At 35.1% G+C, this 22994-nt stretch carries 24 protein-coding genes and 1 pseudogene; 4 read left to right on the plus strand and 21 right to left on the minus strand.

Going from position 1 to position 22994, the window contains the following annotated elements; all coding sequences use genetic code 11:
• Positions 1-230, minus strand: a pseudogene (locus A9Q93_RS11815) (thymidine kinase); the annotation flags it as partial.
• An 88-nt stretch (positions 231-318) separates the two neighbouring features.
• Between A9Q93_RS11815 and A9Q93_RS11820 the strand changes: the two are divergent.
• Positions 319-1215: a hypothetical protein gene (locus A9Q93_RS11820; RefSeq protein WP_303687613.1), complete on the plus strand. Its 897-nt coding sequence runs from the start codon at positions 319-321 to the stop codon at positions 1213-1215.
• 54 nt (positions 1216-1269) lie between these two features.
• Here the strand turns inward: A9Q93_RS11820 and A9Q93_RS11825 are convergent, their stop codons facing one another.
• The 13 genes from A9Q93_RS11825 to A9Q93_RS11885 all read right to left on the minus strand — a co-directional run bounded on the left by A9Q93_RS11825 (position 1270) and on the right by A9Q93_RS11885 (position 12539).
• Positions 1270-1839, minus strand: a complete 570-nt coding sequence (locus A9Q93_RS11825) for a hypothetical protein (RefSeq protein ID WP_303687614.1) — start codon at positions 1837-1839, stop codon at positions 1270-1272.
• Positions 1826-2329: an RNA polymerase sigma factor gene (locus A9Q93_RS11830; RefSeq protein ID WP_303687615.1), complete on the minus strand. Its 504-nt coding sequence runs from the start codon at positions 2327-2329 to the stop codon at positions 1826-1828. The genes A9Q93_RS11825 and A9Q93_RS11830 overlap by 14 nt, the downstream gene beginning before the upstream one ends.
• Positions 2326-3171 carry an alpha/beta fold hydrolase gene (locus tag A9Q93_RS11835; RefSeq protein ID WP_303687616.1) on the minus strand — a complete coding sequence of 282 codons (846 nt, stop codon included), beginning with the start codon at positions 3169-3171 and terminating at the stop codon, positions 2326-2328. The genes A9Q93_RS11830 and A9Q93_RS11835 overlap by 4 nt, the downstream gene beginning before the upstream one ends.
• A 175-nt stretch (positions 3172-3346) precedes the next feature.
• Entirely contained in the window at positions 3347-4222 is an 876-nt protein-coding gene (gene atpG / locus A9Q93_RS11840) for an ATP synthase F1 subunit gamma (protein WP_303687617.1), read from the minus strand.
• A gap of 44 nt (positions 4223-4266) precedes the next feature.
• Entirely contained in the window at positions 4267-4602 is a 336-nt protein-coding gene (locus A9Q93_RS11845) for a four helix bundle protein (RefSeq protein ID WP_303687618.1), read from the minus strand.
• Positions 4603-4660: 58 nt separating this feature from the next.
• Entirely contained in the window at positions 4661-6235 is a 1575-nt protein-coding gene (gene atpA / locus A9Q93_RS11850) for a F0F1 ATP synthase subunit alpha (protein WP_303687619.1), read from the minus strand.
• Positions 6236-6332: 97 nt separating this feature from the next.
• Positions 6333-6869: an ATP synthase F1 subunit delta gene (atpH, locus tag A9Q93_RS11855; RefSeq protein WP_303687620.1), complete on the minus strand. Its 537-nt coding sequence runs from the start codon at positions 6867-6869 to the stop codon at positions 6333-6335.
• 4 nt (positions 6870-6873) lie between these two features.
• Positions 6874-7371, minus strand: coding sequence for a F0F1 ATP synthase subunit B (locus A9Q93_RS11860; RefSeq protein ID WP_303687621.1), 498 nt, complete (start codon positions 7369-7371; stop codon positions 6874-6876).
• Positions 7372-7458: 87 nt separating this feature from the next.
• Positions 7459-7659 carry an ATP synthase F0 subunit C gene (gene atpE, locus A9Q93_RS11865; RefSeq protein ID WP_036583467.1) on the minus strand — a complete coding sequence of 67 codons (201 nt, stop codon included), beginning with the start codon at positions 7657-7659 and terminating at the stop codon, positions 7459-7461.
• 34 nt (positions 7660-7693) lie between these two features.
• Positions 7694-8884 (minus strand): F0F1 ATP synthase subunit A, encoded by a 1191-nt coding sequence (gene atpB / locus A9Q93_RS11870; protein ID WP_303687622.1) that lies wholly within the window; start codon positions 8882-8884, stop codon positions 7694-7696.
• A 124-nt stretch (positions 8885-9008) separates the two neighbouring features.
• Positions 9009-9374, minus strand: coding sequence for a hypothetical protein (locus tag A9Q93_RS11875; protein ID WP_303687623.1), 366 nt, complete (start codon positions 9372-9374; stop codon positions 9009-9011).
• A gap of 132 nt (positions 9375-9506) precedes the next feature.
• Complete coding sequence (locus A9Q93_RS11880) at positions 9507-9875, minus strand: polymer-forming cytoskeletal protein (protein ID WP_303687624.1); 369 nt, start codon at positions 9873-9875, stop codon at positions 9507-9509.
• Between the two features lie 42 nt (positions 9876-9917).
• The gene (locus tag A9Q93_RS11885; RefSeq protein WP_303687625.1) at positions 9918-12539 is read right to left on the minus strand and encodes a hypothetical protein; all 2622 of its coding nucleotides are present in this window, start codon (positions 12537-12539) and stop codon (positions 9918-9920) included.
• Positions 12540-12775: 236 nt separating this feature from the next.
• On the opposite strand from A9Q93_RS11885, the gene A9Q93_RS11890 reads away from it, so the two are divergent.
• Positions 12776-16234 (plus strand): TraB/GumN family protein, encoded by a 3459-nt coding sequence (locus A9Q93_RS11890; RefSeq protein ID WP_303687626.1) that lies wholly within the window; start codon positions 12776-12778, stop codon positions 16232-16234.
• Positions 16235-16345: 111 nt separating this feature from the next.
• Here the strand turns inward: A9Q93_RS11890 and A9Q93_RS11895 are convergent, their stop codons facing one another.
• From A9Q93_RS11895 to A9Q93_RS11910, 4 genes are all read right to left on the minus strand, one after another.
• Positions 16346-16576, minus strand: coding sequence for a hypothetical protein (locus A9Q93_RS11895; protein ID WP_303687627.1), 231 nt, complete (start codon positions 16574-16576; stop codon positions 16346-16348).
• A 19-nt stretch (positions 16577-16595) separates the two neighbouring features.
• Complete coding sequence (locus A9Q93_RS11900; protein WP_303687628.1) at positions 16596-16748, minus strand: hypothetical protein; 153 nt, start codon at positions 16746-16748, stop codon at positions 16596-16598.
• An 80-nt stretch (positions 16749-16828) separates the two neighbouring features.
• On the minus strand, positions 16829-17566 hold the full coding sequence (locus tag A9Q93_RS11905) for an ABC transporter ATP-binding protein (protein ID WP_303687629.1): 738 nt from the start codon (positions 17564-17566) through the stop codon (positions 16829-16831).
• Positions 17567-17641: 75 nt separating this feature from the next.
• Positions 17642-19111, minus strand: a complete 1470-nt coding sequence (locus A9Q93_RS11910) for a DUF5687 family protein (protein WP_303687630.1) — start codon at positions 19109-19111, stop codon at positions 17642-17644.
• Positions 19112-19203: 92 nt separating this feature from the next.
• Between A9Q93_RS11910 and A9Q93_RS11915 the strand changes: the two genes are divergently transcribed.
• Complete coding sequence (locus A9Q93_RS11915; protein ID WP_303687631.1) at positions 19204-20247, plus strand: ferredoxin--NADP reductase; 1044 nt, start codon at positions 19204-19206, stop codon at positions 20245-20247.
• A 73-nt stretch (positions 20248-20320) separates the two neighbouring features.
• Here A9Q93_RS11915 and A9Q93_RS11920 read toward each other — a convergent pair whose 3' ends face one another.
• From A9Q93_RS11920 to A9Q93_RS11930, 3 genes are all read right to left on the minus strand, one after another.
• The gene (locus A9Q93_RS11920) at positions 20321-20974 is read right to left on the minus strand and encodes a CoA transferase subunit B (RefSeq protein WP_303687632.1); all 654 of its coding nucleotides are present in this window, start codon (positions 20972-20974) and stop codon (positions 20321-20323) included.
• Between the two features lie 101 nt (positions 20975-21075).
• Positions 21076-21366 carry a four helix bundle protein gene (locus A9Q93_RS11925; protein ID WP_369674709.1) on the minus strand — a complete coding sequence of 97 codons (291 nt, stop codon included), beginning with the start codon at positions 21364-21366 and terminating at the stop codon, positions 21076-21078.
• Between the two features lie 61 nt (positions 21367-21427).
• On the minus strand, positions 21428-22129 hold the full coding sequence (locus A9Q93_RS11930) for a CoA transferase subunit A (RefSeq protein WP_303687633.1): 702 nt from the start codon (positions 22127-22129) through the stop codon (positions 21428-21430).
• Between the two features lie 122 nt (positions 22130-22251).
• On the opposite strand from A9Q93_RS11930, the gene A9Q93_RS11935 reads away from it, so the two are divergent.
• Complete coding sequence (locus A9Q93_RS11935; protein ID WP_303687634.1) at positions 22252-22887, plus strand: peptidoglycan DD-metalloendopeptidase family protein; 636 nt, start codon at positions 22252-22254, stop codon at positions 22885-22887.
• The last annotated feature ends 107 nt before the right edge of the window (positions 22888-22994 follow it).

Here is a 22994-nt window from a genome sequence, read left to right on the forward strand (position 1 = left end):
GCAGCAGGAACTGGAGTGCTAGGAATTTCATTAGAATCATGAGAAACTACCATTTCCTCATCGTATCGTGTATCTATAGTAGGTTTAAATATTTCTACTTTTTGTTGTGCAAACTGTGCTCGTTTTAAGCGTCTTATCAATTCTTCTGTTTTACCAGAAAACATGGAACCACAAATTACCTCGATCCAGCCGAATTGCTCTTTATGATTAACGGTATTTTCTAGAAACATTTTGTAATTTACAGGCGTTAATAAATGAGGGCTTTTTCCTCATTCTAGAATTCAAAAATACAAATAAACGAGCGGCAATAATCCCATTATGAAAAAGAAAATAGCAGCAGATCTTACCAGCCTTGCACACCGCATCCTACAACTTAAAAATAAAGAAGATGTGAATGAGTTGCAGGTCATCGCAAAAGAACTGTATGAGAAACTAACTGTTCTTTCCTTTACTGAAAAACATTTTGCTGATATAGAGCCTACCGCTGGAGATGCCGAGGTAGAGCGTAGACTTTCTCAAGCTTTTACTGAAGCTCAGGAAGATGTTAACAGCATTACAGATGAAGTAGATCAAGCAATGGAACAGACTCAGGAAGATGTTGCTGAAGCGTTTGCAAATAATGATTTGAGTGATCTTTTTATGCCTGCCGATGAGGATACAAGAGAAGAAATGGAACTACCAGGAATTTCTACCATTAGTAAAATGGTAGAAGAAATGCCAGATGAAGTTCCAGAAACCAGTGCAAAAATTGATATGAGTGATGAGGAAGCTCCAAATCCTATTCCTACTGAAATAAAAATGCCAGAGTTTGAAAAAAAGGAAACTGTTGAAGAAAAATTGCCTCCTATAGAAATTCCCGACCCTAAAAAATATACTAAAAACGATCTAGAAGACATCACTGCAGACTTTCAAACCATGCCTGTTTTTGAGCGTAAAATAAATGATGCCAAAGCAGACGAGAAACCGCTTTCCCTTAACGACCGATTGAACAAAGGGTTAAAATTTGGTATGAATGATCGCTTAGGCTTTATCAAACACCTTTTTAACGGTAGCGATCAAGATTTCAATCGTGTGATCTCACAGCTCAATACCAGAAACAGTTACGAAGATGCTCAAAGCTTCATAAATAACATGGTAAAACCAGATTATAACAACTGGGAAGGAAAAGAAACCTATGCTAACCGTTTTATGGAATTAGTGGAAAGGAATTATTAAAAATTTCTAATTAATGTTCTCGCTTTCGCGAAAGCGAGAACACTTAACAACTTTTTACTTTTCATTCTGCACTTCTTGTTGTAGTTGCTCTAACGCATTACGTTCTTTTTTAATGTGGTATGCGATAAATAGCACCATTACGATCGCAATAGGAATACTTGAAATCCATACATAATTGAACCAAAATGTACTTAGGTTTTCATCCAATGCAGGTAATAGCATTACAAAACCTATCCAATAGGCAATTAGAATAACAGGTGTTATCCACTGATGTAATATCAATCTAGAAGTATAGTAAGACTTCAAGCGTTCTTGATGCGCATAGAACGAATGGTCCTTAGGAATCTTTGATAATTTTTGAATCGATAGCTGTTCTAATACAATTCTGACTAGTAATGAAATAATCATAATTCCTAGACCTGCAATAAAAAGTAGTGGCGCACCCTTTCCTATCCAAATCATATAAAGGAGTAGAATGATCGCTGTGATTCCTAAAACGAGCATGGTAATGCGCTTTTTAGCATTTATTTTTTTTATCGTGCCTGGAAGTTGATTCAAGAAATTTTCATTTATTTCTTGATCATTGCTATTCCATGCATTTTGTAATTCTTCAAATGTTTTCATTATTAACACATTTAGTTAATGTAGATTTTATACGATTGAGCCTTGTCCTTAGGGCATTGTGTTTAATGCCTATGATTTGGGCGATTTCTTCTTGTGGGATTTGCTCTAATTCTAACAAAAGAATCGTTTGGTTTTCTTTATTGAGCTTACTCATACAAGCGTAAAGTTGTGAAAACTGCTTTTCTTTTTTTAAGCTGGTTTCTTCTGTAGCCTCATAATTTTTCAAGGTTTCCTCAGGCGCTTTTTTATATTTTTTATGCATTCTTAATTCCTGTAAACAAGTATTTACAGTAATGCGATACAACCATGTAGATCTACTTGATGTTCCTTTAAAGTTATCCCAGTGTTCCCAAACTTTAATGAATGATTCTTGCAATAGATCTTGAGCCAGATCTTTATCTCCTGATACGTAACCTAAGCACAATCGCAGTACCTTTTGATAATGTTGCCGGTAAAGGTTTTCAAATTCCTTTCTTGTGCCTTTTTTCATTTTACTAAAATAGAAATAAGCTGTTGCTCTAACCATACGGGAGCATCCATCATTATAAAATGTTTTGAGTTTTCATTAATCAATAACTTATAATCCAAAAGCTGAGCGTATTGTTTTTCATAGGTTTGTGTTGCCATTTCTTTTCCATAAGGTTTCCCTGCGCCTAGAATAGTTACTGGTACTTTTATTTGAGATAAAAATGGTCTCACGTCTAATTTCAAATAATCGGTATAACCGTAGACGTAGGTTTTACGATCCGATTTTATGATACGATCCTTGATCTGTTTTTGATGATCAGTATTAGTTGCCATCCCTGAAGCCATTCCAGCTGCCATTTGTTCAAAAGCTTTATCGTCCATTTTTAATAACTGATTATTATAAGGACTTTCATAGGCGAGATTATCTGGTGAAAAATCGGGCATCATGAGCGCTCCAGTACATGGTAATCCATCTATTACCACTATCTCTTTTATCTTAAGACCTGGTTGCGCTGCGAGCCATGTAGCTATTGTACCACCCATGCTGTGACCTACAATAACAAGATTGGGATTATCTAAGGTTTTTATATACGTCTTAAGGTCTTCTAGAATAGTCGGTAACCAAGGGAATTCTATAGGAGCTACTTTTCCAAATCTAGCATAATCAATTGTGTGGCATTGATTTTTAGAGGAGAATTTTTCAATAGTTGTTTTCCATACAGATGCATCGCTGGCAAATCCAGGAAGAAACAATACAGGATCACCGTTTCCTGTGACTGTAGTGCTTATACTTTTACTTTGTGCATGCAATTGTAACTGAACAAATAAGAAGAGAAACAATGTAAATTGAAGCGTAGTTTTCATGTTTTTAGTTTTAATGATTTATCCTTTAGATACAAAAGCATTAAAATGTTACATGAGAATTTTAAAAAATTAAGAACTCGAGTTATTAGGCATCAAAAAACCCTTTCAGGAAATACTGAAAGGGTTTTATATGTAATGCGATAATTTCAAAAAGATTTCCGCCTGCGCGGAAATGTTAGTTATTCAAAGCCTCTGCTCCACCTACGATCTCAAGAATCTCATTTGTAATTGCGGCTTGACGTGCTTTGTTATAAGTAAGCTTTAATTGGTCTCTTAATTCAGTAGCGTTATCAGTTGCTTTATGCATAGCTGTCATACGCGCTCCGTGCTCACTAGCCCATGAATCGCGCACTCCTTTATACAACTGCATTTTTAATGACTTAGGAATAAGCTCTTCTATAATTTCTTCTTTAGAAGGCTCAAAAATATAATCTAATTCTTTTTGCTCTTGGATAGCTTCTTCATCTTTAGCAACAGGTTTAAGAGGTAAGAAATCTTCTGTCATTACGATTTGTGTCGCAGCATTTTTAAAACTGTTGTACACAATTACAATCTTATCAAATTGTTCTGTAACAAAAAGATCCATCAATTCTTCTGCTATCACAGCAACATTATCGTAAGAAATGTTCTCAAAAAGATCGCTCTTGTTAGACAGCACATCAGAGTCTTTACTTACAAAATCGTTAGCTTTTTTACCTATAGTCATATAGGAAACAGCAACTCCTTTAAGCTCTTCCTGATTCAAACGAACCAATTCTTTGATAATATTTGAATTAAATGCTCCAGCAAGACCTCTATTTGAGGTAATTGCCACAACGAGTGCTTTATTCACCTCACGCTGTTCAGCAAATTTACTACCTGCATCACCTTCCATGGTCGCACTAAGACTTTGAAGGATCTCAGTTAATTTATCAGAATAAGGACGCATAGCTGTAATGGCATCTTGTGCCTTTTTCAACTTTGCTGCACTCACCATTTTCATTGCAGATGTAATCTGCATAGTAGATGATACTGACGATATTCTGTTTCTTATTTCTTTTAAATTGGCCATTCTATTTACTTATGACTTATGACTTAAGACTTATGAAGTTTGATTTATGAGTTTTTAATAATAGTAACTAACATCCTCATAATCTCGTCAACTTCTTTCAAAAGTTCTTCAGGAACCCTTTTTATCTCCAAATCGATTATTTGTAACCAATACTCGGTTTCATCTGCCTCTTTGAGTGAGATACCGAGTTTATTTTTAAAATCTTTAGTACTTATTTCACGTTGAGCTTCTCTTACATTAGCCCCTATGGAAGTACCACTTCGCAATAATTGTCTAGCGATCTCGTAATGTCTTTCTTCTTTGAGAACAGTTGTAAATCTTACAATTGATCTTGCAAACTCAAAAGTTCTGTTTCTAATCACGCTATCTTCTAAACCCATGTAAAGAAATCATAAGTCTGAAGTCATAATTCTTAACTCATAACTTCAGACTCTAATACTAATAACGTGAAGAAAGATCCTTAGCTACTGCAGTAAGTGTATCTATTACTTCATCAGTAAGCTTTCCTGCTTTAAGAGTATCCATAACACCTCTATGCTTAGCATTAAGAAGCTCAATGTAATCTCTTTCAAATTCCTTCACTTTCTCGATAGGCACGTTTCTCAACAAGTTTTTAGAACCTGCGTAGATAATTGCGATTTGATTTTCAACTGGATAAGGGTTGTTTTGTCCTTGTTTAAGGATTTCTACGTTTCTTTTTCCTTTCTCAATTACACTTAAAGTAGCTGCATCAAGGTCAGAACCAAATTTTGCAAATGCTTCTAATTCACGATAAGCAGCTTGATCTAGTTTTAATGTACCAGATACTTTCTTCATAGACTTAATCTGAGCGTTACCACCTACACGAGATACTGAGATACCTACGTTAATTGCTGGACGTACACCAGAGTTAAATAAATCTCCATCAAGGAAAATCTGTCCATCTGTAATAGAGATTACGTTTGTAGGGATATAAGCAGATACATCACCAGCTTGTGTCTCAATAATAGGAAGAGCTGTTAAGGAACCACCACCTTTAACGATAGGTTTTAAACTATCTGGTAAATCATTCATGGTTGCAGCGATCTCGTCATTATTAATAACTTTTGCTGCACGCTCTAGTAATCTTGAGTGTAAGAAGAATACATCTCCAGGATACGCCTCACGTCCAGGTGGACGACGTAATAAAAGAGATACTTCACGGTAAGCAACTGCTTGCTTAGATAAATCATCATAAATAATAAGTGCTGGGCGACCAGTATCACGGAAATACTCACCTATCGCTGCACCTGCAAATGGAGCATATACTTGCATAGGAGCAGGATCAGATGCGTTTGCCGCTACAATCGTCGTGTAAGCAAGCGCTCCAGCTTCTTCAAGTACTTTAGATATTAAAGCTACGTTTGAGGCCTTTTGCCCTATCGCAACATATATACAATAAACTGGCTCACCAGCATCGTAGAATTCTTTTTGGTTGATAATCGTATCGATACAAACTGTAGATTTACCAGTCTGACGGTCACCGATTACAAGCTCACGCTGTCCACGACCTACAGGAATCATTGCATCAATAGACTTGATACCTGTTTGCATAGGCTCAGTTACCGGCTCACGATAAATAACTCCAGGAGCTTTACGTTCAAGTGGCATTTCATAAAGATCACCTTCTATAGCACCTTTACCATCGATAGGCTCTCCAAGTGTATTTACCACACGACCTACAATTCCTTCACCTACTTTAAGGGAAGCAATACGCTCTGTACGTTTTACCGTATCTCCTTCTTTAATCTGTGTAGATTTACCTAGAAGTACCACACCTACGTTATCTTCTTCAAGGTTAAGAACGATTCCTTCTAGTCCACTTTCAAAAGAAACTAATTCCCCATATTGAGCGTTAGAAAGACCGTAAACACGTGCGATACCATCACCTACGGTAAGTACGGTTCCCACTTCATCAAGAGATGCAGTTGCATCAAAACCTGATAATTGTTGCTTAAGTATTGCAGACACTTCTGCTGGATTTACTTCTGCCATGTTCTTGTTTTTATACTTGTTTCAATGATCTTTATAGAGATCGTATTGTTTATAATTATATCGCTTTCGCGAAAGCGGAATGCAAAAACCCTATTTACTAATTACTAGCAAATGTTCTTTTAAGCTCTCCCAATTTGTTATTTACACTAGCGTTAATTTCTTTGTCGCCTACTCTAAGAACAAAACCTCCTAAAATACTTGGGTCAACAATTTTCTCTAATGTTACCTCTTTACCTGCTAGCTCCTTAGCTCTAGCTAGAACTTTCATCTCTAAATCTGCTGAAATAGCAACTGCAGTAGTTACCGTTGCAATTTCACGTTTATTCATATCTTCAAAAAGAACGATAAAACTTGTTGCCACGTCTAATAATATATCTGCACGCTTGTTGTCAACTAGTAAATCAAATGTCTTCATAGTCACATCACCTGCATCTTTGAAAACTTGACGTAAACCAGCTCTTTTTTGATCCTCTTTTACAAGAGGACTTGAAAGAAAATTGCGCAATTCTTTATTATTAGTTAACGTAACAAGAATATTTTTCATATCCTCATTAACGGCAACTGCTTTATTCTCATCTATCGCTAGAGAAAGAATAGCTTTTGCATAACGAGAAGAAGCTCTTGATAATCTCATAATATTAAATATTTGCCTCGGCTAATAATTGCTCTATAAGTGCGTGTTGCGCATCTTTTTCAGAAAGCTCTTTGCGAGTTACTTTCTCTGCGATATCGACAGAAAGAACTGCTACTTGCGACTTAATATCAGCAAGTGCTGCCTTCTTTTCAGCAGCGATAGCATCTTGTGCTTGTGCGATAATTTTGTCTGCTTTTTCTTGAGCTTGACCAGCAGCATCGGCGATCATTTTCTCTTTGATCTCACGTGCTTCTTTGATCATCTCGTCTCTTTGAGCACGAGCTTCTTGTGCTGCTGCTTGATTAGACGCTTCAAGCTGCGCCATTTCAACTTTTGCTTGTTCTGCACTAGCAAGAGCATTTGCAATACCTTCTTCACGTGTGTTAAGCGCATCAAGAATAGGTCTCCATGCAAATTTTCTCATCAAAGCAATTAAAATGATAAGAATAAGAGCTTGCATGAAAAACAAACCAGGCGAAAAATCATTTATTAAATCTAACATATCTAAATGTTGTTTTGTTTAAATTTTACTTATTAAACAATTCTTGCAACCAACCGTTACAAGAATTGTTTAAGTTTAAAGCTGTTATTAGTTTTTACCTAATAAAAGAGCTCCAAATGCAAGTCCTTCAAGAAGTGCACCGATAATAATCATCGCTGTTTGGATTTTTCCAGCAGCTTCAGGTTGACGAGCGATAGCTTCCATCGCTTTTCCACCTATTTGACCAAGACCGATACCACCACCGATAACGATAAGACCAGCACCTATTAAATTGTAAGCAGTTTCCATAATAATGGGTATTAAAAATAATTAAACAAAAAAATTAAACAAAACGTTCCCTTACCTCATCGATATCATCCTCTGCAGCACCAGCATGCTCAGCGTGATCATGCTCTGCAACAGCCATCCCTATAAATAGGGCTGATAACATCGTAAAGATAAATGCCTGTAAAAAGGCTACTAATAATTCTATAACTGATAGGAATAAGGTAAGAAATAAGGATAATCCTGTAGATCCTACTACTCCAAATTGTTCTTTCAAGGTAATCATTAATGCAATAAGACCCATCACAACTACGTGACCTGCCGTAATATTTGCAAAAAGACGAACTAATAATGAAAATGGTTTTGTAAACAATCCTATTAATTCAATAGGTATCAATGCGATTTTCATTAAAACTGGCACACCTGGCATCCAGAAGATGTGCATCCAGTAATCTTTGTTTGCACTAAACTGCACTATAAAGAAAGTAAATAACGCTAGACATACTGTTACAGCTATCTGTCCTGTGATATTAAAACCAAATGGAGTTAACCCTAGTAAGTTACCTATCCATATCAAGAAGAACACGGTTAATAAATACCCCATGAATTTTCTATACTTCTGCTCTCCTATGTTAGGCTTTGCTATCTCGTCTCTTACATAAATAACAAGCGGTTCTAAAACACGACCAAAGCCTGTGGCGATAGTTTTAGTTTTATACTGCTTTGCAAGACCTCCAAAAACAAGCAACATGAATGCACCTATTAAAATTAATCCAAAAACGGATTTTGTAATAGACATGTCAAAAACTCGGTGAGCATTAGTAGGATGATGCTCTTCATCAAAATTGATACTAGTAGCACCACCTTCTAATTCGTAAATCTTACTGTGTAACTTAGTAAAAGTTGCTTCTCCTTTGTTAACTAACACTTGAGCATCGTCATCATGATGAAACTCAGAAGACATAAAGAATTTAGGACCATCTGTAGACCATACTATCACAGGAAGTGGAAAACCTACATGTTTTCTTTCTCCAGCATCATTAGTATAAGAAAACAAATGAAAGTCATGAGAATCTTTTAAGTGATGATCTATATAAGAATCGATCTCTGGTTTAGTATTGATTTTACCACCATCAGAAATAATTGCTGTGTCATAGGCATAATCACCAATTTGATCTTGAGCTTGTGCTGTTGCAGAAGCAATAAAAATCAAAGCAATAAAAGCTGTTTTTAAATACGCTCTAAACATGTAAATCACCTTAAAAAGTTAGGTCTTTTAATTCGGCTGCAAATGTATGACAAAAAAAGATGTAAAATGAAAGCTTTTAAAACTTAATTTATGCGCTTTTTATACCAAACTTTTTAACGCCCAATTAATTCTTATTAAGCCACTTAATTACAATAGTAGCTTCCATAAACAAAAAGATTAAGTACGGACCTAAAAAGCCTAATATCTCAGCTCTAGATAACTTAGGTTCATCACTCAACAATTCTGGGAACAAAAGGAACACCACACCGAACTTTATAAACACCAAAGCCAAGAAAGCAAAACCTAATTTATCAGGCACTAAACCAAAGACATATTTAAGTGCGCTAACCGTTACTAAGGTAGCTATTCCTAAAAATAAATAGGTTTTTATAAGCGGTATAGCAGGATCTTCTACAAGGAATGCATGCGCAACGTACAACAACAAAGTAGATAATGAGACTAGAATAAAAGTTTTTAAGTAGAAGTTCACGGTGTCGTTTAAATTGAAAATAAAATGATAAGGTTAGATGTAGCGTTTTACAAAGTCATTATATTAACGCTTTTTGTATTGTAATAACTAATTGGAAATTATTATAAGTTGACTTTAAAAAAGTTGCAGCGTTTAAGCCGTTTTACCTTTTTTACCGCTTTCTATGGATTTTACTCCAGATTCCATTTTACAGGTAGCATTAAAAGAAGCGCCAGGATCTACTGCAAGTTTTTGTGTTACTACTTCACCGTTTATTTTTGCCGTAGATTTAAGTGTTAGTATACCATCTACTATTAATTTTCCTGAAACGATTCCTTCCACATCTGCATTATTACATTCTAAAGTACCTTCTAATTTACCTTCTTTACCTATAACAACCTTTGCCGCAGTTTTAAGTGTACCATTTACGGTACCGTCTATTCTGAAACCTCCATTGCTTACAATGTCACCAGTAACAACAGTCCCTTGGCTAATCCTGTTTTGAGATTTACCTGAATCCATAATTGACTTACTTTTCTTTTTATCGTTTAACATAGGAGTGCTTTAAAGCATTTCTTTCTCGTACTTATCTAGATTCTTATGTACTTGAATAATTTTATAATTCTCTGTGGCTATGGCTATAAAAGGTTTATTGACTAGATAATCGTGCTCAGGAGCTGCCATTAAATCACCTAATCCTTGAGCACCTAATTTTGAACTTAGTCCATGAACTACTATTAGCCTTTCATTTTTATTGTAAACATCATTTGAGACATTGAAAGAAAAGCTCTCTTTTTTAATAGCCTCATTTAGTTTGTTTACTAAATCTTCCATTTCAGACGTCTCAGAATTATTGAATCTGTAAATGAGCTTATAATCGGTAAGCCCTTTTTCTGGCAAGAACACTTCTGGTATCTTAAGTACCTCTGCATCATTCACTAATTGCTGTGCACTCTTACCTACTTCAGTATTAGGGAAATTTAAGGCGACGTAGTCTATACCTTTTTTATACTCTTTAAATCCATACAGTCTTCCAGATGCAAATGCTTTTAAAAGTTCTAGCCTAGGTACAATTGCATCACCGCTAAACTGAGTAGAATATTTCTCAGCACTGGTAATTACAAGGTCATAATTCTCTTTCTCGTATTCTTTGTAAAGTCTGTTATAAACTGCAAGAGGACTTGCGCTATCATCCAATCTCGCATCTGGATTTCTTAAGATTTGCGCATATCGTGTATCAGGATAGTCTGCTATGATTCTGTTTTTTAATTGTTCCGCTTTCGCGAAAGCGTCACTACCACTCTCTTCTTTGTATATTAAATATAAGTTGTATAAAGCCGGCAGTAAAAGCTTTTCAGCTGGGTTGTGTGTCAATAGTGTGTCAAATCTATTGATTGCAAGGTCGTTACGCTTAAATTTTTCTTTATATATAACACCTAATTGATAATAGGCAAAGTTTCTAGATTTTGTGATGCTGTCTAAGACAAATTTTCCTTCAGGCAATTTACTGGTATAAAATTCTGTAGTAAACTCTGGACGTACCTCAACTTCTTCTTCTGGACTATCGATTACTGTGGCGGCTTCTAATTCTTCTTTTTTATCCTTACGTCTCCAGTTGTCCTTAAGCTCTCGTTTACCCCATTTTTTCCTAAAATCTATTTTTCCACGAGCGACAGTTTGCTGATTAAAGAAATAAAAGGTACTAGAATTTGCAAGACCTGAGCTGGTGCGCACATTATTTCCAGGCGTACCGAATGATGGTCCTGTTTTACCGCGTCTGGTTACTGAGTTATTATTTATTTTAGAAAATGCTGTTTGCTCTTGGGCGGCTTTAGCTGCTTCTATCTCGGCTTCCTTTGCTATACGTTCTTCTTCGGCCTTAAGACTATTGATGTAATCTTGGTAGTATTGTTCTTGCTGCTCAGGAGACATAGCAAGAACTTTAAAAATACTATCAGCACTGCGGCGATGTCCTTCATAAAATATTACATCGTCTAGGTTATTTCTCTTTTTTGTTACCAGTCGGTGTTCTTTAGTACGAGGCGTGTAATTTGCAATTGCACTATCATAGTATTTACCAGCGTTAACAAATTTAGACTGGTCAAAGCTTATTTTACCTAAAGAAGAGTAGTTATTACCTCTTAAGTACTTATCCTTTCCGTCCTTAGCTCTTAAGGATTTATTATAATATTCTTTGGCTATTTCTATGCTATCTTCTTTTTCAAAATAAATAGCTTTACGTGAATAAATCGCGTCTAACCATGGTCTGTTTTCTCGATTCTCTTCTAACTCATTTATAGTAGTAAGTAATTCTTCTTTATTATCTGTTGCAGCATCAAAGTTTTTGATTTTTTCAATAAAAGCGTTTACATAATAACGTCTCGGTATTTTACGATGCATTTCTATAATTTCATCATAATGTGCAAATGCACTATCGCGTTGCCCTGTTTTTGCAAAAAGTTGCGCCGTTATAAACTTATATCTCGCTTGTGTCTCTCTATTTTTAGTTTGATTCTCTGCACGGTTGATATAGACTAGCGCACTATCTACCTCATTGAGATTGAGAAATGCTTGAGATAGAGTAGCATTTGCAATAGATAAATCTTCCTCTTCTATAGATTCTATTTCTTCTTTAAGCAGCTTAGTTAAATTTTTAATGGCTGTCTCATTATTATCTAATCTCATGTTAGTGCGTTCTCGCCACACCTTTGCCTGATTGATCTGGTCGCTCTCTGGCATGAATTGTAGAATGTAATTAAACGCCTCTAATGCTGGAATGAAACGCTGGTCGTAATATCTAGCTTTACCTAGTAACATATAAGCCTCGTCAATTTGAGGATTATACTCAGTTTCATTGATGAGCATGGAATGTTTTTGAACTGCTTTTACTGCTTTCTCCTCAGCGCGTTCAAAGTTAGGGTCTAGCGGTTTCTCACCTGGAAGGAAGACTTCCTTTTTAACCTGCATGCGCTCTACAGGCAAGACTTCCCAGTAATTATCTTGATATGTTTGTTCTAGTCCATCTAGCCCAGCTTGTAAGGCCAGATTACCATTATATAATACATTGTACTCCGTTCCTACCGCATGAAGATTACGACTAATAAAAGAATTTTTTTTTCTACTACAACCTGCAAGAACTGTAATCAGTAAAAAAACGATGGAAATATGGTAAAAAAAATGTTTCAAAAAGTAGGGTTTAGACTAAAGTACATAACTCTAAATACCGCATTGATATTGTAAAAGTCAGTAAAAATAAGAATTTTTTATATTTAAGGCTGTCATGTCTATATTAGACTAGCTAATTAAACAGCAATATAGAATAATAAGAGACCGTTAAACATTTGAATAGAAACAATCTTTGAACTATTTTACACGGCTGTTTTATGTCATTATTGACATAATTGCTCCTCATAAAATCACAAATGAAGTACATTCTTACCCTTATTGCCAGTTTATTATTTTTTCAATCAACTCATTCACAAATAGATAATAGCCTTTTATGGCAAGTTTCAGGAAATGGTCTTGAAGAGCCATCCTATTTATATGGAACCATGCATGTAAGTAGTAAAGTAGCCTTTAGGTTAGACGATGTTTTCTTTGAATCTTTAAAAAAAGTAGATGCCGTCGCTCTAGAAAGTGATCCTACACAATGGATGGACGAATATTATAGTGAGCAAATTCTATCAGTACAAAACAGCTCAGGATCTTACCGCTCTTCCTTTTACAAAGATTTATTTAAACTAGAGCATCCACCATTGCAGATGGTGCGCTCTAGTATACGTATGAATGACATGGCATTAAATGGTTATTTATATCGCAAGAATGGTGCAGCAGATAATTTTGAAGAAGAGACTTATCTAGACATGTTTATTTTTCAAGCAGGTAAAAAAGCTGGTAAACCTATTATAAGTCTTGAGAAATTTAATGAATCTCAATACCTAACTTCAAAAGCTGCCACAAATCCTTCTAAAAAAGAAATTGATAAATGGTTAGAAGAGAAACTTGAAAAAGAAAATCGATACACGATGCAAGAGAATGTGTATCGAGATCGTAATATTTCCCTTCTAGACTCTATAGGTGCAGCAACTAATACGGAGTATTATAGAAAGAATATGCTCTATGATCGCAATGAGAATATGGTAGTTGTAATGGATTCTGTAATGAGATCTCAAACCATATTTGCCGGTGTAGGCGCAGCACATTTACCAGGAGAGCACGGTATGATTCAAATGTTACAGGATAGAGGCTATACGGTAACTGCTCTTACATCAGAACAAACGGACCTGGCCAAAAAAGAAAAAAAGATTTTAGACGAGAGTTTTGTGGCTCCTGCGCTTTCGCGAAAGCGTACACCTGATCAATTCCTATCTCTTAAAACCTTTGACGATTTAAGAGAGTTCAGCATGGGGAATCAGTCTTTTTATATGATACCTGAAATGACTAATGGGGCTTATCTAACCATTTCAAGAATTAATACGCTGGATTATCTACCTACAGAAAAGAAAAAAATTGACTTGGATTTTGTAAACAATATTTTATTTGAAGATATACCAGGAGAAATTATAGAAAAAGTACAGCTGTTCTCACCTTATCCAGGATATGCGATACTTAATAAAACTAAAAAAGGAGATTATCAAAAATACCACATTTATAAAACGCCTCTTGAATTAGTGATCATCAAATTTGGAGGGAAATTAGACTTTGTAAAAAAGTATGAACAAGAAATTTTTAGCTCCATTGAGTTTAAACCTAATAGTAAAAGATTAAGCACTTTTAAAGCACCATTCAATAAATACAGCATGTCATTTCCAGAACATGTAATTGCAAATAATCTTGAAAATCCTGGCAAGACATTTTTACAAGGAACCGATGGTACTTCATTTTACTTTTTTCAAGAGGCTCCCATTTTTGATACAGAATATGTAGAAGAAGATAAATTTGAAGCTCAATTTATAGTAGAAGAATTTGTAAATGAACTGGAATATAAGATAGAAGAAGCCACTATAGAAAAACAGCCTTATTATACTTATCGAGCCAGCGTTATCATGGATAGCACAAAAGGTACTGCTCTAGAAATTAAATCTATAGTAAAGGATGGAAGCTATTATTTAATGGGTTATACTGGTGATGATCCACAAAAGGCAGATGCCTTTTTTAATTCTATTCAGTTTAATACTATCGAGTATAACGATTTTAAAACAGTTCAAGATACAGCACTGTACTTCAATGTTAAAAGTCCCGTTAAAGCTCCTATGTCTAGAAGAAGATTTTCACGCGATGATCAAAAGGATTATGAAGAAAAGGAAAAGTTTTCATTTTATACCACTCCATCAAATGAGCAAATTGAAGTAAAAATGACCAAGTTTCATGACCTTCAAATGTTTCACAAACCAGAAGATTTATGGGAATATGTAGATAACAATGACTGGACTAACATGAAATTGTATCGTAGCAATCTAAGAGCTAAAAACAAAGATAAAAACCAACAAGGAGATCTTTATTATTACAACAGAACGTTCAAAGATAGTTTAAGTTCAAAACATATTCTTGCTAAAGACGTCTATTACAAAGGCAGGCTGTACCATCTTAAAACGGTTATAGATAGCACAAAACAACCGTCTAAATTTGTCAATGAGTTCTATTCTAGCTTTACTCCACAAGATACTACTGTAGGCAAAGATGTTTTTCAAGATAAGACAGCTTTATTTTTTAAAGGCGTAAAGGATAAAGACACCCTTGTATTTGATGCTAGTAATAAAATAAAATTTAAAGCTAAGGATATATCGCAAATGATGGAACTTATCAATACGGTAGACTCTGATGACAGCAACCTCAAGGAAGTACGAGAATATACCCTAGGAGAATTAATCGATTTAAAAGATGATCGTGTACTGCCTTTCATAGAAAACCTTTACCAATCTTCTTATGACGATCCTGACGTACAACTGGTTATTTTAAGGAAGTTGCTTCGCAAAAAAACCACTAGCACTCATGAAATAGTTTTGGATTTATTAGAAAAAGATTTGCCATTAAAGAAATCAGGAATTTCTAGCGCAATCAATAGTTATGGTGATTCTTTAAAATTATCGGCAAGATTATTTCCTGATTTATTAACCTATGCTTCCATAAATGAATATAAATCTCCTGTTTATGAATTGCTTGCAAAAGTTAAGGACTCAGGATATGTAAAGAAGAAAGTCTATAAAAAATACCGTAAGCAAATCATCACCGACGGAAAGATCGAAATAAAAAGAACTTTAAGTGCAAGAAAATCAAGCTATAACTATAATAACAATGATCTTTTAAGCGATTACGTAAAACTTATCTTTCCCTATCGCAAAGAGAAAAATGCTCAAGACTTTTTTGTAAAACTACTAGATAGTGGTAAAAATGATGCCATTGCAGTGTACTACACGCTTCTCTTGAAAAATAAAGAAGCCGTACCTAGCAAACTTCTTGAAGAAATGGAGAGTGACGACCTCCTAAAAGCAGAAATTATAATTAATACCGCAAAAAATGATCTCAAGCTTTCCTCTGAGGTAAACCAACAAGAACTGGCTAAAAGTATAGTGCTAACTTCAAAATCATTTGATAAAAATAAAGATGAACTAATCTTTTTTGAAAAACAACTTATTACCACAGATAAAGAAGAAAAGGTAGAATTATACCTCTTTAATTATAAAAGTAAAGGTAATTATAAGGATCAAGAATACATACGATACGCCGCTTTTGAGTTAAAAAAGGATGAGTCCTTACAGTCAGAAATATACTCTAAATCCTATGGCAATGGAAAGCGTTATGACACTGACAAAGAGAAAGAAGATGCCATAGAAGAAATCATTAAAAATATTAAACACAAAAACCGCTGGAGAGTGAAGTAGTTTCTATGAATATGGTGACATAAAAACAAAGACCTAAGAATTAATTTTCTTAGGTCTTTGTTTGTTGATTAAATCCTTAATCAGATTCTATCCTAATCGATCGAGTGTCATTTAAAACTTAAAAGGCTTACTAGAAAAGATAGATTTAAGGCTGTATTCACGACCATTTTCGGTTTCCTCGATGTGAGGTTTAGGAGAAAATATCATAGCAATACCTATAGGTACAAACGTAGTCCAGACACCTTGCTCAATAAACTGTAATAAAACAAATCTCGTTATCAAAAATAGCGCTGTAAAGCAAACACCGTAAATAAGGAAAACTCTAATTTTAGGACTCATCATAGATTTTTTTCAAAGGTAATTACATCTTATAAACCTTCTTACTAAAAAGAAACTTTAATCCATATTCCTTACCAGATTGCATTTGTACCACATGCGGTCTCGGAGCAATTAACCAGGCAAAACCTATAGGTATAAGAATTAACATCGCATTAGGTGCTGTAATAAATTGCATCGTTATAATTCTTATGACTAAAAAGACAGTAAGAAATATAATCGTATGAATACCCAACATTTTATATCTAGAATGCATATCTATTCTTCTTCCATAACAGGAACAGGAGCATAACTCTCTGAGATTCCTTTAAAATAGTTCTCTAACTCTGCAAATGTACCAGCTGTCTTCTCTTTGTCCATGACCACTTTTCCCTTTTCTAACAACACAACGCGCTGCGTTACTTCGGTAACATGTTGTAAATCGTGTGAAGAAACTAGAACAGTAGTATTAGGATCATCTGCCAGTTGTTTGATTATTTTCTTAAGCCTGATTTGAGTTGAAGGGTCTAGATTTGCAAAAGGTTCATCTAGAATTACGACTTCTGGATTGCCTATTAATGCGGCCACTATTCCTACCTTCTTTTGATTTCCTTTAGATAAATCACGCAAGTATTTTTTCTGACCTATAGCTTCACCATTGAAAAAATCAGAATAAGAAGCCATGAGTGCGTCTATATCTGCTTTATTCTGACCTCTTAACTCTCCTATAAAGTAGAAATATTCTTCTGGTGTTAAATAACCTATTAAAAAACTCTCATCTACAAAAGCGCTAGTAAAAGGTTTCCAGTCTTCACTCTCGCTCACTTTAATATCGTTACTCAAAATATAACCACTCGTAGGCTGTATCAAGTCCAGCAATAAAGAAAATAAGGTCGTCTTTCCAGCACCATTATTTCCTACCAGACCTATGGCTTGACCTTTATGAATCTTTAATTCGTCTATATCTAGTACAGAAACGCCGTTGTATACTTTTGAAAGGTTTGTTATTGAAATCATAATTGTAAATGTCTTATTAGTTAGTTTTTGTTCCGCTTTCGCGAAAGCAAGATCATTAAAATCTTTATTTAACTGTTAATCCTTTTGAGCATAGGCTGCAATCGTATCGTACTTCTCTTTTTTATAAACACGCTCGATAAGATCAAATATCTTATTCCTGAATAAAAGCCCTAAAACTCCAGTAACCGCAATAGCAATAAATCCAGCCGACTCATTTATGGTCAATGCAAAAGCATAATAGATAAGTACCGGCAAGAATAATTTAGGAATTACTAGAAGTAAGGTTTTGGCATTAAAAGCTTTAGAATCTCCAAAAGCTTTCTTAGAACTCATCAAGTCTATAGGTGTTTTCACATAAGCACCACCTAGAAGAACCACAGAGCTATTAAATCCTATATTATAAATCGCTCCTGCAATCATGGCAAACCACCAGTCCCAACCAAAGTAAAGGTACAACGTACATAGCAACGTACTCACAACAGTAGAAGCGATCATTAACCACCATTTGCTCAATAAAAAGTCACGGTAAGGAATGTTTTGCGACATCATGAGTTTGTAATAACTACTGTCCCAAGATGGTACTAATCCACCGAACATGAATAAGAATCCACCGGTACAAAACAATCCAGCAAATACTTTCATTCCATTAATGCTGGAATAAATATCATTCATGAAAAAGAAACCATAAAACACAAATAAGAAGCCTACTAGAAATGTGGTACGCGCTCTTTTGTTACGTTTTATAAGTTTAATATCGTTCTTTAAGTAAGTAGAAACTTTACCGAATCTGTCTAAGAAGCTCAAGTCTTCTGTACTCGCCTCTTTAACTTCAGTCTTTAAACCAGCGTCTAGATACAATTGCTTTTTAAAATACTCAAAAGCAAAGTAAGCACTAGAAACTACCAGTACCAGCGGAATAATAAAACCAAAAGCGTTATCATAAAAGAAATCAAATACCGGCGCTGAATAGGTAGTTATATCAAAAATCCCATAGTACTGTAAGATTCCACTTGCTGCTATTAGACCTATTACTGGATAGAAAACACTATCCATATTATTCATAAATACATTTAGATAATTGATAGTATAAGTAATACAAATCATGGCAAGATGCCAGCCTAATACGTTTATGAAAGGAGCATCTCCTTTTACCAATAATACAATACTAAAAGGTATAAAAAAGAAGGCATGCGCTATATTAAAGAATGAAATGCTGGTTTTACCCAATGCATATTTTACAATATTAGATCGCGTAATAGGAAGATAAAGCAAAGGTTTGATATTAGTCACCGGCATCTTTTGAAGCACGTATCGCATTGCAAGATCAAAAAAGAAATAATAAATCAAATACTTATTCACTACGCGTATAGGTTCACCTAGTTCTAACTTCTCAATAAGAAAGTAAGAACCAAATCCTAAACCTCCTAAAAGTGCTAGCATATAAATAGCACCAAAAATCATCAAGATTTTAAAAGCTAGGTTTTGTTTAAACGCAGCACTTCTTGTGAAGCTTTTCCATTCTAGATTAATAAATTGTTTGATCATCTTTGGTTTGATTTGCTTAGTTAGTTACAAAAACTATAAAAATGTTACAGCTACATTTTCCTTTACTACTTTTGCAGCTTTAAAAATACGACATGATTTTTCATCATCTTACTATAAAACAAGTTACTAAAGTCACTCCTCAAGCGGTAGAAGTGGTTTTTGAAATTCCAGAAAACCTCTCTTCTGAGTTTACTTATAAAGCTGGACAGTACTTAACTCTTAAAGCCACTATAAATGAAGAAGAAGTGCGTCGCGCCTATTCTCTTTCTAGCGCACCGCATGAAACCGATTTAAAAGTTGTAATTAAAGCAGTAGAAAAAGGTGTTTTTTCTAATTATGCGATGAGTTTACGTGCTGGCGATCAACTTGAAGTTGCCGCTCCAGAAGGTTTATTCATTCATGAAAAAAGCGATACTGCTCAAAATTATTTAATGATTGCAGCAGGAAGTGGTATCACTCCTATTACTTCTATCATTAAAGACGTGCTTACTAATGAGACCGACAGTAAAGTAGCTTTGATCTATGGAAATCAGTCTGTCGCTCAAACTATTTATTATGAACAGTTTAATGATCTAAAAGATCAATATGGTGACCGTTTTATACTGCAATATTGTTTCTCACGTGAAGAGCGCGATGAAGCATTATTCGGTCGTGTAAGTAAGTCTAACCTCAACTATTTCTTGAAACAGAAAGTTGGTGATCTCGCTTTTGCGAAAGCGTACTTATGTGGACCTGAAGAAATGATCACAATGGCAACAGATAACCTTGTTGAAAAGGAAGTTCTTGCTAAAGAAAACGTGAAATTTGAGCTCTTTACAGCCAAAGAAAATGAGATCGAGATCACTGAAGACAGCCATCTTACCGAGCTTACCGTTATTCTCGATGACGAAAAGCACACGCTCACCTTAAAGCGCAGTGAGAATTTACTAGATGTGATGCTTAAAAATGACATCGATGCACCATACAGTTGTCAAGGTGGTATTTGTAGTTCTTGTATTTGTCAGATAGAAGAAGGAAGCGCACAAATGGCAAAAAACGCCATTTTAACTGATAGTGAAATCGCTGATGGACTTTCTCTTGCCTGTCAAGCTTATGCAACCAGCGCAAAAGTTGTGGTGAATTTTGATGAGGTTTAAACCAACATATTTATACTAAATAAAAAGGGTGAAATTATTTTCACCCTTTTTCAATACATTTAAGAATATAACTTTAAATTTCCATCTCAGGAATCTCTCCATCTATAATCAAAGTTCCTTCAGTAGCATTTTGAATTTCTTCTACACTTACACCAGGTGCACGTTCTAGCAGTTTAAAGCCTTTATCAGTTACTTCAAGTACAGCAAGGTTAGTCACTACTTTGTTGATACAATTTACTCCTGTAAGTGGTAATGAGCATTTTTTAAGAAGCTTAGACGCTCCAGCTCGATTAGTATGCATCATCGCTACGATTATATTCTCTGCACTAGCAACAAGGTCCATGGCGCCGCCCATTCCTTTTACCATTTTACCTGGTATTTTCCAGTTGGCTATATCTCCATTTTCAGCAACTTCCATAGCTCCTAAAATCGTAAGGTCTACATGCTGTCCACGTATCATTCCAAAACTGGTTGCACTATCAAAGAAGCTAGCGCCCGGCATGGTAGTAATAGTTTGCTTACCAGCATTTATAACGTCGGCATCTTCTTCTCCATCAAATGGAAAAGGCCCCATACCTAAAACACCGTTCTCTGACTGGAATTCTACATCTATTCCATCTGGAACATAGTTAGCAACCAAAGTTGGTATTCCTATTCCTAGATTTACGTAGTAACCGTCTTTTACTTCTTGTGCAATTCTTTTTGCAATTCCTATTTTGTCTAACATAATTATCTAATGTGCTAATTTGTTTATGTGATGATGTGCTAATTTTCACATTCTGCTTTTTGTGGTAGAGATTATTTTTGATAATAGTTTCTCTATACTTTCTAATTGATTGAACAATTCTTGTTTTGGAGAAGGTAAGCTGTCTGATTTAGTGCTAAGAACAGCCAGTATCTCGTTTCAGAAGTTTCCTTTGCCGCAATCTTTAATTTGTGTATAAAATCTTTCCTGCTTTCGGCGTGCTGCGATTCATTAATATTTGCTCCTATGCTAGTTCCACTCCTAAACAATTGGCTAGAAATTTCATAGTGCTTTTCTTTCTTCAACAATGAAGTAAATTCAATAATCTCGAGAGCAAATTCAGTTGATTTCTCAACAATAATGTTTTTCTGCATATCAAATTATTTTTTTCATCAGCACATTAGCACATTATCAAATTAATTAATAATTCTGTTTTTAATCTCTCTCTCTAACTGTCCTTTGCTCAATCCTCTTCTCATACTTCTCTCCTTGAAAAATACGTTTCACAAAAATTCCCGGAATATGAATTTCATTAGGATCTAGTTGTCCTGCTGGAACAAGTTCTTCTACCTCAGCGACGGTAATTGTTGCAGCGCCACACATTACTGGATTAAAGTTTCTAGCGGTTCCTTTAAATATTAAATTCCCGGCTTCATCTCCTTTCCATGCTTTTACAAAGGCAAAATCTGCATTAAAGGCATGTTCTAGAATATGAGGTTTACCATTAAAATCTCTTACTTCTTTACCTTCAGCCACTTCTGTACCGTAACCTGCGGGCGTAAAAAATGCAGGTATTCCTGCTTGCGCCGCACGACATCTTTCGGCTAGAGTTCCTTGTGGTATAAGGTCTACTTCTAGTTCGCCGCTCAACATTTGTCTTTCAAACTCGTCATTTTCACCTACATAAGAAGAGATCATTTTCTTGATTTGTTTACCTTGAAGCAAAAGCCCAAGTCCAAAATCGTCAACACCAGCATTATTAGAAATACAAGTCAAATTTTTAACTCCAGTTTTTACGAGTTGCGCGATGCTGTTTTCAGGGATTCCAGAAAGTCCAAAACCGCCTACCATCAAAGTCATATCACTTTTAACGCCTTCCAGCGCTTCTTCTACGCCTTTTACCGTTCTATTGATCATAATTACATTTATTTGGTTTAAAAATACGCAATTTATAGAGCATTTTACACGCATATTCTCAACTAAAAGCTGCATATTATGCTAAATTGCTTTCAGTAAAGTATTAAGAAAATAGTTTAAAAATGTCTTTTAAGAACCTCATAGACCCTACCTATCACCAAGAACAATATTTTTCCATTGATTTATCTGTTAATAATCCTTTTTGGAATGATAACGATGTAAGCGATATAGCTGTATTTGAAAAGTATCTGGAAAAACAGCGTACTATCACTGGTAAATATGTTGCTCATGGCGGTTATTTAGAGCAGCGTGCTTTGTATAGAAAATCGGCTAGGTTCCAGGCTGGTCTGGTACGTGATATTCATATGGGAATAGACCTTTGGGCGCCAGCTGGCACCAGCGTTCATGCATTTATGGATGGTGTGGTTCATAGTTATGCAAATAATAATGATGAAGGAAATTATGGTCCTACCTTGATTTTAGAACATGATTTTAACGGTAAAAAACTCTATACCCTTTATGGTCATCTCTCTATAAGTGATATGGGAAAATGGAGGCTGGGTTCTCGCTTTCGCGAAAGCGAGATCATTGCAACCTTAGGGACTCCACAAGAAAATGGTGGTTACTCACCACATCTACATTTTCAAATTATGACAGAAATGGGAGAATATCGAGGAGATTTCCCTGGGGTTGCTGCTCAAGAAGAACTAAAGAAGTATGATGGAATAATTTTAAATCCTAATCCTATGATCTTTTAACATAGGAAGACTTTTAGAAATGCCATAGATAGTTTAAGAAGAAAGCTGCTAGGGTACACTTTCAATTTTCCTATATTTACCGACATATTCAACATATTTTATAGATG

This window comes from Nonlabens dokdonensis, assembly GCF_002162835.1.
Lineage (GTDB): Bacteria > Bacteroidota > Bacteroidia > Flavobacteriales > Flavobacteriaceae > Nonlabens > Nonlabens dokdonensis_B.